This is a genomic window from Candidatus Binatia bacterium (genome assembly GCA_036493895.1).
In the GTDB taxonomy this organism is placed as follows: domain Bacteria; phylum Desulfobacterota; class Binatia; order UBA1149; family CAITLU01; genus DATNBU01.
Window position 1 is genome coordinate 131,130 of the sequence record DASXOZ010000013.1, and the last position, 15,372, is coordinate 146,501.

Genomic DNA, 15,372 nt, shown 5'->3' on the forward strand with positions numbered 1-15,372 from the left:
CCGGTCCGCCGCCCGGATGCATCGATGACTGCCGCATACGAAATCATCATCGTCGGAGCCGGCCACGCCGGAATCGAAGCTTCGCTCGCCAGTGCGCGCCTCGGCCTGAGGACCCTGCTCCTTACGATGAATCTCGACGGCATCGGCCAGATGTCGTGCAACCCGGCCATCGGAGGCATCGGCAAAGGCCATCTCGTCCGCGAGGTCGATGCCCTCGGTGGAGAGATGGGTCGCGCCATCGACGAGTGCGGCATCCAGTTCCGCAGGCTCAACACCCGCAAGGGACCGGCGGTCCAGGCCTCCAGGGCCCAGGCCGACAAGGCGCTCTACCGCCAGCGCATGAAGCGCGTCGTCGAGTCGGCCGAGAACCTGACGGCGGCGCAGGCGCAGGCCGTGGATCTGCTTCTGCAGTCCGGGCGGGTGGTTGGCGTCGTCACCGAGCAGGGCGACGATATCCGCGCCCATGCGGTCGTGCTGACGACGGGAACGTTCCTGAACGGCCTGATCCACGTCGGCGCCCGCCAGCAGAGCGGAGGCCGCGCGGGCGACCGAGCCGCGGTAGGCCTGACTGCCGCGCTCGAGCGCGCCGGCCTTACGACCGGGCGCCTCAAGACCGGAACCTGTCCGCGCCTGGACGGACGCACGATCGACTACTCGGCTCTCGAGGTGCAGCCCGGGGATCCGGAGCCCGAAGGATTTTCCTTCGACGGACCTCGCCCGCCGCTGCGGCAGGTGGCCTGCCATCTTACATACACAAATGTAAATACACATGCCATCATCGCGGAATCCATAGAACTATCGCCAATTTACAATCGTACGATCAATTCCCGCGGGCCGCGCTACTGCCCGTCGATCGAAGACAAGGTCATGAAGTTCCCGGAGCGGGACCGGCACCGGATCTTCCTGGAGCCGGAGGGGCTCGACACGGTCGAGGTCTATCCGAACGGCTTGTCGACGTCCCTTCCGCTGGCGGTTCAGCGCCGCTTCGTTGCATCGATCGCCGGCTTGGAGAACGCGGTGATCCTGCGGCCCGGCTATGCGATCGAGTACGACTATGTGATTCCCACCCAGCTTCGCCCGTCGCTGGAGGTGAAGACGCTTCCCGGTCTTTTCCTCGCAGGCCAGATCAACGGGACCACAGGCTACGAGGAGGCGGCAGCCCAGGGACTGGTGGCCGGGATCAATGCGGCGCGCTCGGCTCGCGGTGAAGAGCCGGTGGTGTTCTCCCGCTCGGAGGCCTACCTCGGCGTGCTCGTCGATGATCTGGTCACTCGCGGCGTTGACGGCGAGCCCTACCGCATGTTCACTTCGAGGGCCGAGTTCCGCCTGCTCCTTCGCGAAGACAACGCCGACCGCCGCCTGGCCGCGGCGGCGTCGCGGATCGGTCTGCTCGACCCTGCCCGTCGCGAAGCGGTGGCGCGCAAGTCGCGCGAAATCCTCGGCGGGATCGAGGAGCTGAAGAGTTGCAGGCTCAATCCCGAGTCCTCGGTGCAGCGCCGCCTTGCGGACTCGGGCATCAATCCTCTCGCCGGTCCGACGAGCGCCTGGGACCTGCTGCGCCGCCCCGAGCTGTCGTTCGCGGTGATCGCGGCCGTGACCGGTATTGCGCGCCGCGAGCCGGAGGTCGAGAGGCAGATCGAAATCGAGGCGGCCTATGACGGCTACCTCCAGCGCCAGAGCGACGAGGTTGAGAGACTTGCGGGTCTCGAGACCGCGGCCATTCCTGCCAGCGTCGATTACACTCGCGTCGAGGGTTTGTCGGCGGAGGCCACCGAAAAGCTGAGGCGGATCGAACCGAGCACGCTCGGGCAGGCGTCGCGCATCAGCGGAATCACGCCGGCGGCCATGACCGCGCTCGCGCTGCACCTGAGAAAGCGAAGCGGCGCGTGACGACGCAGGCCTCCGAGCGGCATCGCCTGGACGAAGGCTGCAAGGCGCTCGGTCTGGACGTCCCCGAGTCCTGTTTCGAATCGCTGCTGCGCTACCTCGACCTCCTGTACGTCTGGAATGCGAGCGCCGGCCTGACGACGATTCTGCGGCAGCATGCCGTGCGCCTGCACCTGCTGGACAGTCTGGTCGCGCTTCCCGACCTCGAAGGCTCCCGCTGCATCGACCTCGGCAGCGGGGCCGGCCTTCCGGGCCTGGTGCTGGCGGTGGTCCGTCCCGACATCGACTTCGTCCTTTGCGAGTCCAACCGCCGCCGGAGCAGCTTCCTGGCCGAGGCCGCACGCACATTGACCGTGGCCAACGTGCGGGTGCTGCAGGCGGATGCGGGAACCGTTCGCGAGCGGTATTCCACGGTCATCTCGCGAGCGTTCCGCCATCCGCCCGAGTATCTCGAAGCAGCCCGGCACCTGGTGGATCCCGACGGACTTGTCGTGCTGATGACGACTGAGATCAGCGACGACGTCGTCGCCTCCCTTGGTAGCTCTGCAGGGCTGCGGCCTCATTCCATGCGCAGCTTCGTGCTGCCGGGCGGAGGTGAGGGTCGCAGCATCGTGACATTCAGGCCCGGCTGAGGCCGAGTGTTTCACGTGAAACACTCGGCCTCAGGAACGCACCCTCCCCGGTCTCGAGCTCCATCGATCGGTCGACGGAACCCAAGCCTCGTCCCGGCGCTCCTGTTTCACGTGAAACACCGGCGATCATGATCCGGCAAAAGCCACGTGTGCACGGGAACTTCGCACCGCGCGACCCAACGTGGTAGCCTTCGGGGGGAGGCGCTCGGCACCTTGGGACTCACGCTGGCCATCGCGAACCAGAAGGGAGGCGTTGGGAAAACGGCCACTGCCGTCAACCTTGGCGCCGCCTTGGCCCTCGACGGCTTTCGGGTGCTGCTGATCGATCTCGATTCCCAAGGCAGCGCGACCAGCGGCCTCGGGGAGGAGGTGGTGCGCGGCTCGTCCAGCTATGAGGTTCTGATCGGCGAGCTCGAGGCCAAGGTCGCGGCTCGGGCCACATCGATCGAGAAGCTCGATCTCATTGGCGGAACCCGTGATCTGGCGGGCGCGGAAGTCGAACTCGTTTCCTACCCGGATCGCCAGTCGCGGCTTTCCGAGCGCCTGGCGCCGGTGCGCGACTGCTACGACTACATTCTCATCGACTGTCCTCCGTCGCTCGGCATGCTGACTCTCAACGCCCTCTGCGCTGCCGACGCCGTCGTCGTGCCGCTGCAGTGCGAGTTCTACGCCCTCGAGGGCCTTGGCGCCCTGATCGATACCCTCGAACGGGTTCGCGCCGCGTTCCACCCGAACCTGCGGATCCTCGGGATCCTGCTGACGATGTACGACGCCCGCACGTCGCTGAGCCGCCAGGTGGTTCGCGAGGTGCGCCAGCACTTCGGCGAGAAGGTCCTGCGCTCGATGGTCCCTCGCAACGTGCGAATCGGCGAAAGCCCTTCGTACGGCCTGCCCGTGGTCACCTACGACCCAAGTTCCAGCGGAGCCGTTGCCTATCGCAACGCGGCCCGCGAAATCGAGGAAATGACAGCCGCGTCGGCCGCGTCGGCCTCAGAGTCCGAAAACAATACGGTCAATACGGAGAAGCTGGATGAGACAGCCGTTGGGTAGGGGCCTGGACGCCATTCTCGGAGAGCCGGTCGCGGCCACACAACCGCGACCGCGCGTGATGAACGAGCTGCAACCGGCGGTCATCGAGGGCGAACAAAGGGGGAAACCGCTTCTCGTCCCTATCGAAAGGGTTGTCGCCGGTCGCGGCCAGCCGCGCCGCCGGTTCGACGAGGAGCAACTCGACGAGCTCGCCGCGTCCATCCGGGAGAACGGTATCCTGCAGCCCCTTGTCGTCGTGCCATTGAACGGCAGCTACGAGCTCGTCGCCGGCGAGCGACGACTGCGCGCGGCAGGACGCGCGGGCCTCGACAAGGTTCCCGTCGTTTTTCGCGAGGTCACGCGGGACGGTGAAATGCTCGAGCTCGCGCTCGTCGAGAATCTGCAACGCGAGGACCTCGGACCGCTCGAACGGGCGCGCGCCTACGAAAAGCTGCAGTCCGCCCACGGCCTGGCACAGGAGGAGATCGCGCGGCGGGTCGGCAAGTCGCGCGTCGCGATCGCCAACACGCTGAGGCTGCTCGCTCTGCCCCAGCCGGTCCTCGAAGGGATCGAGCAGGGTCTGCTGACCGAAGGGCACGCCCGCGCCCTGCTGGCTCTGCCGACCGCCGCCAGCCAGATCGACACCATGAAAGTGGTAGTCCGCCGGCAACTCTCGGTGCGGGAGACCGAGGAGCTGGTTCGCGAACGGACGGCCGGTGCCACGTCGCGAAATCCGGAGCGCCCGTCGCGCGCGCCGGGCCCTCTCGAAGCCGACCTCAGCCGCAAGCTCGGAACCAAAGTCCGGGTGCGCGGCGGCAACAAGAAAGGGCGCATCGAGATCGAGTATTACTCGCAGGAAGAATTAACACGTCTTATCGATCTTCTTTCATCGCGGGCCGCCGTCTAACTTTTTGACAACCCGCTGATGCGATGGTAGCGAGAGCCGCTCGCCGCCACGCTGCGCGCTCTTTCCTGCAGATTTCTGCACGATCGAAGATGTCGCGCGCAGGCGCGACGACGGCTCGCACTGCGTAGCCGGCGAACCCGACTCGCAGGACCAGGCACACGAGCGCATCCCGAGATGCTGACGCTACCGCCGGACTATACCTTCCTCATTCAGCTCGCGACGTTTTTCGTGCTGCTCGCGCTGCTGCGCAAGCTGCTGTTCGAGCCGTTCATGGCGCTGCTCGACGAACGCGCGCAGAAAACGACCGGCGACATCGCCAAGGCGGAGAGGTCGCGTGCCGAAGTGCAGGCGCTGTCGACGCGCGTCGATGCCGAGCTGGCCAAAGCACGCGCCGCTGCCGGCGCCGAGATCGATACCGTGCGGGGCCAGGCGCGCCAGGAAGCCGCGCGCCTTCTGACGGACGCACAGAACGAAGCGGGTGCCCGCCTCGCCGAGCTCAGGGGCGAGGTTGCGACGGCCACGCGCGAAGCGCGTACCCAGCTCGCCGGCGACGCGAAGAGCCTTGCCGATGCCATGGTTGCCGCGGTGCTCGGAGGATCGCTGCAATGAGCGTACGCCGCTCGCACGCATTCGCGTCTGTGCTCGCTGTCGCGCTCGTCGCGCTCGTCGCGGTTGCGACGGCTGCGCTGGCGGCAGAAGGCGGCGACGGCAGCGAAGGCGCCGAGGGCGCGTGGCTCTCGCTGCTGTTCTCCGTCGTCAACTTCTCGATCTTCGTGTTCCTGCTTCGCAAGTACGCGTGGCCAGCCGTCAAGGATTTCCTGGCGCGTCGCCATGTCGAGGTCGCCGAGGCCATGGCCGCCGCCGAAAAGGCCCGTCTCGAGGCGGAGGCGATCCGCGCCGAGTTCACGCAGAAGGAAGCGGCCCTCGAAGAGACCCGCCGCCGCATGCTCGACGAGCTTCGCCGCGGCGCCGAGGCCGATCGCCAGAAAGCGCTGGCCGATGCGGCAGCTGCCGGCGAGAGGCTCAAGTCCGAGGCGTCACGCCAGGCCGAACATGACCTTGCCCGCGCCCGCCGCGAGCTGCGCGCCGAGGCAGCCCGGCTGGCCACCGACATCGCCGAGCGCGAAGCGCGCGCGAAACTGACGGATGCGGACCGCGCGCGGCTGCTTCGCGAGTTCGTCGAGGGGATTGCCAAGCCGTGACACCGGGAGCAATCGGCAGACGCTACGGGCGTGCCCTGTTCGACCTGGCCGTCGAGGCAGGTCTCGTCGACGAGATCGGCGCCGGCCTGGCCGAGATTGCCAGTGCCCTCGAGGACAACGCCCAGGCCTCCGGCAGCCTCTCGGCGATCCAGCGCCAGCAACTCGCGCAGTCTTTCCTGTCGCGTCTTGGCTCCGACTCGCTGATGGGCCGGTTCCTTGGCGTCCTGGCCGAGAACGACCGCCTCGCCCAGCTCCCGTCGATCCGCGACAACTACGAAAAAATCGGTGACGCCGCCGCCGGCCGCGTGCGGGCGCACATTCGCAGCGCACAGCCGCTGTCCGATGCGGAACGCAGCGCGCTGCGAGGCAAGCTCGAGGCCGTGACCGGCCACAAGGTCGTCGATACGGCCGAAGTGGATCCGGGCCTGATCGGCGGCGCCACGGTCGAGGCCGACGGCCGCATTTACGATGGAAGCGTTCGCACGCAGCTCGCGAGGCTCGAACGCCGGATGGCCGGCTGAGCGCCTTCGCGCCAGCCCGCCGAGACAAGAGAGTTCTGGAGGATAGCGGTGCAGCAGATCAAGGCATCCGAGATCAGCGACCTCATCAAGCAGCAGATCCGCGACTTCGGTCGCGAGGTCGAGGTCCGGGAGACCGGTCGCGTCCTGGCCACCGGTGACGGTATCGCGCGCATCTACGGGCTGGAGCGTGCCGCCGCCGGCGAGCTGCTCGAGTTCGAGGGCGGCATCGAGGGCATGGTGCTGAACCTCGAGGAAGACAACGTCGGCGCGGTGATCTTCGCGGACCCGGACCTCGTGCGCGAGGGCATGGAAGTGCGCCGCACCGGCCGCATCGCGGACGTCCCGGTCGGCGAGGCCCTGCTCGGCCGCGTCGTCAACGCGCTCGGGCAGCCGATCGACGGGCTGGGCGACATCAAGACGCCGACGCGGCGCCGCATCGAACTCAAGGCGCCCGGCATCGTCTCCCGCGCGCCCGTCAAGCAGCCGATGCAGACAGGCATCAAGGCGATCGACTCGATGATCCCGATCGGCCGCGGCCAGCGCGAGCTGATCATCGGCGACCGCCAGACCGGAAAGACGGCGATCGCCATCGACACGATCATCAACCAGAAGGGCGGCGACGTCGTCTGCATCTACGTCGCGATCGGCCAGAAGCGCTCGTCGGTGGCCCAGGTCGTCGACCGGCTGAAGAAGCACGGCGCGATGGACTACACGATCATCGTCGCGGCCACTTCGTCGGAATCGGCGCCGCTGCAGTTCATCGCGCCCTACACCGGCGTGTCGATGGGCGAGTATTTCCGCGACAGCGGAAAGCACGCGTTGATCATCTACGACGATCTCTCGAAGCAGGCGGTCGCGTATCGCCAGCTCTCGCTGCTGCTGCGCCGCCCGCCGGGCCGCGAAGCGTATCCCGGCGACGTGTTCTACGTGCATTCGCGGCTTCTCGAGCGCGCTGCGAAAATGAGCGACGCCGAAGGCGGCGGCTCGCTCACCGCGTTGCCGATCATCGAGACCCAGGCCGGAGACGTTTCGGCGTACATTCCGACCAATGTGATTTCTATCACAGACGGCCAGATCTACCTCGAGACGGACCTGTTCTACTCGGGCGTGCGTCCGGCGGTGAACGTCGGGCTTTCGGTCTCGCGCGTCGGCGGATCGGCGCAGGTCAAGGCGATGAAGCAGGTCGCCGGCACGCTGCGCCTCGACCTCGCGCAGTACCGCGAAATGGCGGCGTTCGCGCAATTCGGGTCCGACCTGGACGCTGCGACCCAGCGCATGCTGTCGCGCGGCCAGCGCCTCGTCGAAGTGCTCAAGCAGGGCCAGTACGTTCCGCAGCCGGTCGAAAAGCAGATCGTGATCCTGTTCGCCGCGACGACCGGATTGCTCGACGACGTCGACGTCAAGGACCTCGGCCGCTTCGAGGCCGACCTCGCGAGCTTCGTCGAGCGCGCGCACCCCGATCTCTACGGGACCATCCGCGAGAAGAAGGAGCTGACCGAGGACGTGAAGTCGAAGCTCTCGGCGGTGCTTGCCGAGTTCAAGGCGACCACCGGGGCCTAGGCGTGCCGAGTCTCAAACAGACACGCAAGCGCATCGCCTCGGTCCGCAGCACCCAGCAGATCACGAAGGCGATGAAGATGGTCTCGGCGGCCAAGCTGCGCCGTGCGCAGGAGGCCGCCGAGAAGGCGCGCCCCTACGGCACGCGCCTGGCCGAGTTGCTGGCGAGCGTCGCCGCGAGCGTCGAGGAGGGGTCCCATCCTTTCCTCGAGCCGGGCGCGGACCAGCCCGCCGAGGTCATCGTGATCACGTCGGACCGCGGGCTTTGCGGCGGCTACAACACGAACCTGATCAAGGCGGCCGAATCCTTCCTTCGCTCGCCGGAAGGCCAGGCCGCGACGATCGTCGCGTGCGGGCGCCGCGGCCACGACTACTTCCGCCGCCACTACACCGAGCGCATCTCGTCGCGCCATTTCAACGTGCCCTTCGACCTGGCGCTGGCCAGGACGGTGGCGGCCGAAGCCTCGCGCCGCTTCCGTGGCGGCGAGGTCGGCGCGGTGTACCTCGTGTCGTCGGCATTCCGCTCGGCGATCTCCCAGGCGCCGAGGCTTCAGCGTCTTCTTCCCGTCGAGAAGAGCACCCACGCCGAGGGCTCGCCCGATTACGTCTATGAGCCGGAGGCGAAGGAGCTGCTGGCCACGCTCCTGGTCCGCTACGTCGACACGAAGATTTTTCAGGCATTCCTCGAAGCCAACGCCAGCGAGCACGGCGCGAGGATGACTGCGATGGACAGCGCGACGCGCAACGCTTCCGAGATGATCGGACGGCTCACGCTGCAGATGAACCGCGCGCGCCAGGCGACGATCACCACCGAGTTGATGGAGATCGTCGGAGGCGCGGAAGCCCTCAAAGGCTAAGGAGTTCAGGGGATCATGGGAATTGGGCACATCACGCAGGTCATCGGTGCGGTCGTCGACGTCGAATTTCCGCCGGGCCAGGTACCGGCGATCCTGAACGCACTGACCGTCACGAACACCGGGATCGACGACAAGCCGGACAACCTCGTCCTCGAAGTCGCGTCGCATCTCGGCGAGAACACCGTTCGCACGATTTCGATGGACTCGACCGAGGGCCTCGTGCGGGGCTCCGAGGTCAAGGACACCGGCAACAAGATCATGACTCCCGTCGGCACCGCCGTCCTCGGCCGGATCATCAACGTGATCGGGCAGCCGGTGGACGGCGGACCGGAAGTCAAGACGGACAAGTACCTGCCGATCCACCGTTCGGCCCCGGAATTCACCGAGCAGGCCACGGGCGTCGAGGCTTTCGAGACCGGGATCAAGGTCATCGACCTGCTGTGCCCGTACGCAAAGGGCGGAAAGATCGGCCTGTTCGGCGGTGCCGGCGTCGGCAAGACCGTCATCATCATGGAGCTGATCAACAACGTCGCGCAGCAGCACGGCGGCTACTCCGTGTTCGGCGGCGTCGGCGAGCGCACCCGCGAAGGCAACGACCTCTGGCAGGAAATGAAGGAGTCCGGCGTCATCGACAAGGCCGCCCTCGTCTTCGGCCAGATGAACGAGCCGCCCGGCGCCCGCGCCCGCGTCGCGCTGACGGCGCTGACCTGCGCCGAGTACTTCCGCGACAGCGAGGGCAAGGACGTCCTGCTGTTCATCGACAACATCTTCCGTTTCACCCAGGCCAACTCGGAAGTGTCCGCCCTGCTCGGCCGCATGCCGTCCGCCGTGGGCTACCAGCCGACGCTGGCTACCGACCTCGGCACCCTGCAGGAGCGCATCACGACGACGACCAAGGGCTCGATCACCTCGGTGCAGGCCATTTACGTTCCCGCCGACGACCTGACCGATCCGGCGCCGGCGACGACGTTCTCGCACCTGGACGCGACGACGGTGCTTTCGCGCCAGATCGCCGAGCTCGGCATCTATCCGGCCGTCGATCCCCTGGATTCCACCTCGCGCATCCTCGATCCGAACGTCGTCGGCGACGACCACTACAAGGTCGCCCGCGACGTCCAGATGATCCTGCAGCGCTACAAGGACCTGCAGGACATCATCGCGATTCTCGGCATGGACGAGCTGTCGGAAGACGACAAGCTGCTGGTCGCGCGCGCCCGCAAGGTGCAGCGCTTCCTGTCCCAGCCGTTCCACGTCGCCGAGGCGTTCACCGGAACGCCTGGCGCCTACGTGAAGCGCGAGGACACGATCCGTGCGTTCAAGGAGTTGCTCGCCGGCCAGCACGACGACCTGCCCGAGCAGGCGTTCTACATGGTCGGCACCATCGAACAGGCCGTCGAGAAAGCGCGCAAGATGGCGTCCTGATCATGAGGCTCAGGATTGTCACCCCCCTTCGCTCGATCGTCGATGCGGAGGTCTCCGAGGTCGTTGCGCCGGGCAGCGAAGGCGACTTCGGCGTGCTGCCCCAGCACGTGACCTTCCTCGGCGGCCTCAAGCCGGGCATCCTCACGTACACCGAGGGTGGCGCGAGGAAGCGGGTCGTCGTCAGCGGCGGCTATGCCGAGGTACGCCAGGACGTCGTGACGGTGCTGGCCGACGACGCCCAGCTCCCCGAGGAAGTGGATGCTGCCGGGGCGCGCCGCGACATCCAGACGATCCAGGAAGAGCTGTCGCGCGGCTCCGAGAGCGTCGAAGTCACCGAAGGCCTGCTGCGCGACCTCGCGCTGGCGCAAGCGCGAGTGGCCGTCAGCGCGCACTAGCGGAGCGCGAAAAACCCCGGTCCGCGGTTTTTCCGCAACCCGCAAGCACACCCACCCGCTTCCGACGACCCGCAGCCGCAAGACCACGCCACTGCCTTGCGCTAAGGTTCGTGCATGCACGGCGCCGCGAACGCTCCCCGTAACCGCCTCGCAAACCAGACCAGCGCCTATCTTCTCCAGCACGCCGGCAATCCGGTCGACTGGTATCCGTGGGGCGACGAGGCGCTGTTGCGCGCCCGCGAGCTCGATCAACCGATCCTGCTCAGCGTCGGCTACTCGGCGTGCCACTGGTGCCACGTCATGGAGCGCGAGAGCTTCGAGGACGAACAGATCGCGACGCTGATGAACGGGCACTTCGTCTGCATCAAGGTCGACCGCGAAGAAAGGCCGGACATCGATCACCTGTACATGACGGCGCTGCAGGCGATGACCGGGCGCGGCGGCTGGCCGATGACGATGTTCCTGACGACGGATGCGAAGCCGTTTTTTGCTGGCACCTATTTCCCGCCCCGGGACCGCGGCGGCATGGCCGGATTTGCGCGGGTGCTCGAGAAGGTCGCCGAGACCTGGAAAACGCGCCGCGACGAAGTCGAAGCGAGCGCCGGCCGCATGGTCGAGTTCCTTGCCAAGCTCGGTTCGCGCGGCGGCGACGAAGCCCGGTGGTCTGTGCCGGCTGCCAGCGAAGCCGCAGCCTCGCTCGTCTCGGCGATGGACACCGTGCACGGCGGCTTCGGCCGCGCGACCAAGTTCCCGGCGACGATGGCGCTGACGCTTCTGATGGAGACCGCTCCCGGTACAGACAGTGACCAGGCGCGCCTCGTGCGGCTGACGCTCGACCGCATGGCCGACGGAGGCATCCGCGACCACCTCGGCGGCGGGTTCCACCGCTATTCGGTCGATGCGATCTGGCTGGTGCCGCATTTCGAGAAGATGCTCTACGACCAGGCGCTCGTTGCGCGTCTCTACGCCGACGCGTCGCGCTTTTTCGACGAGCCCCGCTACGCGAGCGTCGCGGCGGAGATTCTCGATTACGTGCTCGGCGAGATGCGCAGTTCCGATGGAGGCTTCTGGTCGGCGCAGGACGCCGACAGCGAGGGCGAAGAAGGCAAGTATTTCGTCTGGACCCGCGACGAAGTGCTACAGCTGCTGGGTGTGCAGCGCGGGGAGCGCTTCTGCGCGGCCTACGATGTCTGCGCCGAAGGCAACTTCGAAGGGAAATCCATCCTGCATCGAGTCGAGAATGCGGCACGCGGGCTCGACGAGGAACTGGCGCAAGACCGCGCCGAGCTTCTGCGCCGGCGCCGAGCGCGAATCGCTCCGGCAACCGATCGTAAGATCGTCGCCGACTGGAACTCCCTCGTCATCAGCGCGCTGGCAGCGGCCGGCCGCTGCCTCGGGCGCCGCGATTTTCTCGATGCCGCAGAAGCCGCCGTCAATTATATCGAAACGTCGCTCGTCGCCGGCGGCAGTCTCGAGCACGTCCATCCGGCCGGCGGAACCGCCGTCCCGGCTTTTCTCGACGACTACGCCTTTTTTGGACGTGCCTGCCTCGACCTGTTCGCGGCACGGCCAGATCCGCGCCATTTCCAGCGCGCACTGTGGTGCGCCGGACACCTGCTCGATGAGTTCCTCGATACCAGAGGCGGCGGATTCTTCTTCACCGGCTCGCGCGGCGAGAGCCTGATCGCGAGAACCTGCGATCTGAATGACGGCGCCATTCCCGCCGGCAACTCGGTAGCCGCAGAGCTGCTGATGCGCCTGTTCGAGCTCACCGGCGAGAGGCACTACCGCGAGGCTGCCGACGCAGTATTCACCCGCTTTCTCGCCGACGCGTTGCGGCAGCCCTATGGGGCTTCCCATCTGCTGGCGGTGGCCGAACGCGACCGCAAGGGATGGAGAACCGTCGTCGTATGCGGCCGCAGCGAGGTGCGCGAAAAGCTTTCGCGCGTGGCCGAGGCCGTCTACGATCCTGCGACGACGGTGATTGGCATCGAGGACGGCTCTGCCCCCGGTCTTCCGGCGGCACTGGTGGGCAAGGATGCGCCGGCAGGGACGGCGGTCGCGTACGTCTGCGAAGGTCTCGCCTGCCGGATGCCGGCGACAAGCGAGCGCGAGCTCGCGCGCGCCCTGCGCCGCGACGGTGGATTCGGAGGCGAAGCGTGATTCGACCGCCGGCGCGCCGCGCCGCCCTGGTCGCGGCGGTCGTGCTGCCTCTGGCTTGGCCGGGCTCCGGCCCCGCGGCAGCAGCAACACCGCCCCATGTCGCAGCACCCTCCCGGTCAGGGTCCGCCGCAGCGCCGGAAGGAGGCCACTCCGCCACCCATCCGGCCGGCGCGGCCCCTCGACCCGGGGGCGAAGAGCCCCGTCCGGCGAAGTCTCACGAGCTTCCCCCATATGAGGATGAAAAACCGCGGGAGCTTGCGTCCTACACGCTCGGTGGCAGCGACGACTGGCTGATCGGCCGCGTCGCGGCGACGCTCCCTGCCAAAGGCGAGACGTTTCTCGAAATCGGCAAACGCAGCGACCTTGGTTACAACGAAGTGATCGCAGCCAACCGCAATACCGATCCCTGGATTCCCAAGGCAGACGAACCGGTGGTCGTGGCTTCGCAGTGGCTGGTGCCGGACGCGCCGCGCGACGGCATCGTGCTGAACATTCCGGAGATGCGGCTGTACTACTTTCGTGATGGAGGCCGGCGCGTGATCACCGCGCCGGTCGGCCTCGGGCGCGAAGACTGGAAGACTCCGCAGGGAACGTTCCGCGTTCGCGGCAAGACTGTCAATCCCACGTGGAACATTCCCGAGACGATCCGCAAGGAGCGGATCGAGGAGAACGGCTTCAGCGAGCACTCGATCCCGGGCGGGAGCCCGGACAATCCCCTCGGCAAATATCGCCTCGAGCTTACGCTGCCGACGTACGGCATCCACGGCAGCAACAAGGAGTGGGGAGTCGGCATGCTCGTGAGCCACGGCTGCCTGCGGCTCTACAACGAGGACATTGCGACACTATTCCCGATGGTCGACGTCGGGACGCCGGGCATGTTCGTCTACCAGCCCGTCAAGATCGGAAGGCACGCGGGCCGCGTGCTCGTCGAGGTGCACGACGACATCTACGGATTCGAGCCGGCGATGTACAAGTCCACGCTCGAGACGCTGGAAAAAAAGGGCTGGGCCGCCGATGTGGACCCCGACGAGCTCGAGGCGGCGATCGAGGCGAGAACGGGCGTTCCGACCGACGTGAGCTGGGTAGCGGGAAATCCGAAGCCGGCGAAATGAGCTTTGCTTTTTGCGCGAGCCGCGACCCGTGGACGTGAACACGGACGCGAGCGCCGGCGCCAGACGAAAAAAGCCCGGTCCCTGGGGAGCCGGGCTTTTTTCTCAGCCGTGGATTGCGCTCGTGCGGCTCAGGAAGCCTGCTGCAACTCCTGCTCGCCCAGCTCGATCAGCTCCCCGAGAGCGCGGCGCTCGGCCAGAGGAACGATCTTGGCAGCCGACCGGCGAACCGGTCCGCGCTGCTGGCGCCACTTGGACAGTCCGCGGCGGATGTACTCGGCGTTGAGGCTGAGGACCTCGCAGATGTTCTCGTACGCAAACGCCCACTCGCGCTCGCCGGACTCGATCCACTCCTGCGCGTCTTCGAACAGCAGGCGACCGCGCGGGTCACGCGCGAGCGCGTATTTCTGGTAACACTCGACCGCGTCCTGCAGGACGGCGAGCATCAGCCTGCGCTCGCGGACGAGTCCGCCCTCGCGGGCGAAGGCGGCGAAGTATTGTGCCGGCAGCAAAGTGTCCGGCTCGAAGAGATTGACGAAGCGGTCTGCCATGATTGTCCCTCGCGTTGTCGACAAGCATTCAAGCCCTGAGGTGCCTGATGCGGAGCGTCATATAACACACCGTCGAGACGCTATGGAAGATTCACGAGCATGAAATAAAGTCAGTAAGTGTTACAGCCTCACTAATAAGTTGGGTCCCAGGGGGCGAAAACAGGCACAAGGGGCGGTCTCGAAAAAGCGTCCGCGATCGTCGGCGGTCGAATTCCTACTGCAAAAATGGAGAGTTGGACTATCCGCCCATCTCCTGCTCGATGGCCGAGACCACGGCGTCAGCCTCTTCGGCCAGGGCTGCGCGGAGGCCCGGGCTGTGCGTCCGGGCCAGACAATCACACAGAGTAGCCAGCGATGCGTCGAGGCGCTCGAGCCTGTCGTAGGCGGCGCCGGCTACGGCGTCTTGACCATCGCCGTGCCTGCGATCGAGCCAGCTCCTCCAGCGCAGACGGACCTTCTCCAGGTCCCCCGGCTCAACGGCCGGCGCTTCGCACGGCGGCGAGGGTGCGCACCCCGCAAGACTGGCCGCATCCCGGATGTGCCCCGGCGCGCCGCTACGCAGCGGGCGCCGCCGCCGCGATCCGGCGATTACGATGGGGCGAAGCGCACCGGTACCCGTCGAGCGGAGCTGGCCGATGACGCTGCCGACTACGCGTTCGCTTCTGCTCGAGATTTTCTCGCGCAGCGGAAGCTCGAGCACGGTGGGCAGGTGCCGGTCGCCGCCGTGATGGGGCTGGGCAATCCGCCTGAGCGCCAGGCCCTGGGGCCCGCGGGTGACGACGATACGGCCGGGTTGTTCGCTGCTGCCGGGCTCGACGATGACGTAGTCGCCGGGACGCAGCCCGAGATAGGCGAAAGAATCACCCCGAAGCTTGAGCGCGTAGAGGCGCCGCTTCTGCCAGGCCCCCAAAGGCAGGTCGAGCCAGCGCTCTACGCGCCGGGCCGACAAGCCTTCGGGAGCATTTGCGAGAGTCGGGGTGGCATCGAAGGCTTCGTGCTCGCGCCGGGGTGCCGATCCGGCTTCCTGGAGAGCGGAGCGGACGTCGACAGCGGCCTCGTCGAGGCCATGCTGTCCACCGGGCCGTCCACCGTGTTCACCGGCCGCGCGGGCCGCTGCACCGCTTACGAACATGGAGTGAT

At 67.0% G+C, this 15,372-nt stretch carries 15 protein-coding genes; 13 read left to right on the forward strand and 2 right to left on the reverse strand.

The features are described from left to right. Positions 1–24: 24 nt before the first annotated feature. The 13 genes from mnmG to VGK20_02650 all read left to right on the forward strand — a co-directional run bounded on the left by mnmG (position 25) and on the right by VGK20_02650 (position 13,684). Positions 25–1,890 carry a tRNA uridine-5-carboxymethylaminomethyl(34) synthesis enzyme MnmG gene (gene mnmG / locus VGK20_02590; GenBank protein HEY2772922.1) on the forward strand — a complete coding sequence of 622 codons (1,866 nt, stop codon included), beginning with the start codon at positions 25–27 and terminating at the stop codon, positions 1,888–1,890. Further along, positions 1,887–2,519: a 16S rRNA (guanine(527)-N(7))-methyltransferase RsmG gene (gene rsmG, locus VGK20_02595; protein HEY2772923.1), complete on the forward strand. Its 633-nt coding sequence runs from the start codon at positions 1,887–1,889 to the stop codon at positions 2,517–2,519. Before mnmG ends, rsmG begins: the two co-directional genes overlap by 4 nt. Positions 2,520–2,732: 213 nt before the next feature. Next, on the forward strand, positions 2,733–3,569 hold the full coding sequence (locus VGK20_02600; GenBank protein HEY2772924.1) for a ParA family protein: 837 nt from the start codon (positions 2,733–2,735) through the stop codon (positions 3,567–3,569). Then, positions 3,562–4,455 (forward strand): ParB/RepB/Spo0J family partition protein, encoded by an 894-nt coding sequence (locus VGK20_02605; GenBank protein HEY2772925.1) that lies wholly within the window; start codon positions 3,562–3,564, stop codon positions 4,453–4,455. Before VGK20_02600 ends, VGK20_02605 begins: the two co-directional genes overlap by 8 nt. Before the next feature lie 174 nt (positions 4,456–4,629). After that, positions 4,630–5,064, forward strand: a complete 435-nt coding sequence (locus VGK20_02610) for an ATP synthase F0 subunit B (protein HEY2772926.1) — start codon at positions 4,630–4,632, stop codon at positions 5,062–5,064. Further along, positions 5,061–5,657 carry an ATP synthase F0 subunit B gene (locus VGK20_02615; GenBank protein ID HEY2772927.1) on the forward strand — a complete coding sequence of 199 codons (597 nt, stop codon included), beginning with the start codon at positions 5,061–5,063 and terminating at the stop codon, positions 5,655–5,657. Before VGK20_02610 ends, VGK20_02615 begins: the two co-directional genes overlap by 4 nt. Beyond that, a complete protein-coding gene (gene atpH / locus VGK20_02620; protein HEY2772928.1) occupies positions 5,654–6,178 on the forward strand; it encodes an ATP synthase F1 subunit delta in 525 nt (174 codons plus the stop codon). The genes VGK20_02615 and atpH overlap by 4 nt, the downstream gene beginning before the upstream one ends. Positions 6,179–6,226: 48 nt before the next feature. Then, positions 6,227–7,738 (forward strand): F0F1 ATP synthase subunit alpha, encoded by a 1,512-nt coding sequence (atpA, locus tag VGK20_02625; protein HEY2772929.1) that lies wholly within the window; start codon positions 6,227–6,229, stop codon positions 7,736–7,738. A gap of 2 nt (positions 7,739–7,740) precedes the next feature. Then, on the forward strand, positions 7,741–8,592 hold the full coding sequence (gene atpG / locus VGK20_02630) for an ATP synthase F1 subunit gamma (GenBank protein HEY2772930.1): 852 nt from the start codon (positions 7,741–7,743) through the stop codon (positions 8,590–8,592). 15 nt (positions 8,593–8,607) lie between these two features. Next, complete coding sequence (gene atpD, locus VGK20_02635) at positions 8,608–10,014, forward strand: F0F1 ATP synthase subunit beta (GenBank protein HEY2772931.1); 1,407 nt, start codon at positions 8,608–8,610, stop codon at positions 10,012–10,014. Between the two features lie 2 nt (positions 10,015–10,016). Then, positions 10,017–10,409 (forward strand): ATP synthase F1 subunit epsilon, encoded by a 393-nt coding sequence (gene atpC, locus VGK20_02640; GenBank protein ID HEY2772932.1) that lies wholly within the window; start codon positions 10,017–10,019, stop codon positions 10,407–10,409. A gap of 114 nt (positions 10,410–10,523) precedes the next feature. Then, complete coding sequence (locus tag VGK20_02645) at positions 10,524–12,572, forward strand: thioredoxin domain-containing protein (GenBank protein ID HEY2772933.1); 2,049 nt, start codon at positions 10,524–10,526, stop codon at positions 12,570–12,572. Next, entirely contained in the window at positions 12,569–13,684 is a 1,116-nt protein-coding gene (locus tag VGK20_02650; protein ID HEY2772934.1) for a L,D-transpeptidase family protein, read from the forward strand. Before VGK20_02645 ends, VGK20_02650 begins: the two co-directional genes overlap by 4 nt. Positions 13,685–13,812: 128 nt before the next feature. Here the strand turns inward: VGK20_02650 and VGK20_02655 are convergent, their stop codons facing one another. Further along, positions 13,813–14,232 (reverse strand): hypothetical protein, encoded by a 420-nt coding sequence (locus VGK20_02655; protein HEY2772935.1) that lies wholly within the window; start codon positions 14,230–14,232, stop codon positions 13,813–13,815. Positions 14,233–14,470: 238 nt separating this feature from the next. Further along, entirely contained in the window at positions 14,471–15,364 is an 894-nt protein-coding gene (locus VGK20_02660) for a S24 family peptidase (protein ID HEY2772936.1), read from the reverse strand. Between the last annotated feature and the right edge of the window lie 8 nt (positions 15,365–15,372).

Coding starts and splice junctions, on each gene's coding strand:
- VGK20_02610 (HEY2772926.1), top strand. CDS start 4,630: ATGCTGACGCTACCGCCGGACTATACCTTCCTCATTCAGCTCGCGACG.
- atpC (HEY2772932.1), top strand. CDS start 10,017: ATGAGGCTCAGGATTGTCACCCCCCTTCGCTCGATCGTCGATGCGGAG.
- mnmG (HEY2772922.1), top strand. CDS start 25: ATGACTGCCGCATACGAAATCATCATCGTCGGAGCCGGCCACGCCGGA.
- VGK20_02615 (HEY2772927.1), top strand. CDS start 5,061: ATGAGCGTACGCCGCTCGCACGCATTCGCGTCTGTGCTCGCTGTCGCG.
- VGK20_02645 (HEY2772933.1), top strand. CDS start 10,524: ATGCACGGCGCCGCGAACGCTCCCCGTAACCGCCTCGCAAACCAGACC.
- VGK20_02655 (HEY2772935.1), bottom strand. CDS start 14,232: ATGGCAGACCGCTTCGTCAATCTCTTCGAGCCGGACACTTTGCTGCCG.
- VGK20_02660 (HEY2772936.1), bottom strand. CDS start 15,364: ATGTTCGTAAGCGGTGCAGCGGCCCGCGCGGCCGGTGAACACGGTGGA.
- atpD (HEY2772931.1), top strand. CDS start 8,608: ATGGGAATTGGGCACATCACGCAGGTCATCGGTGCGGTCGTCGACGTC.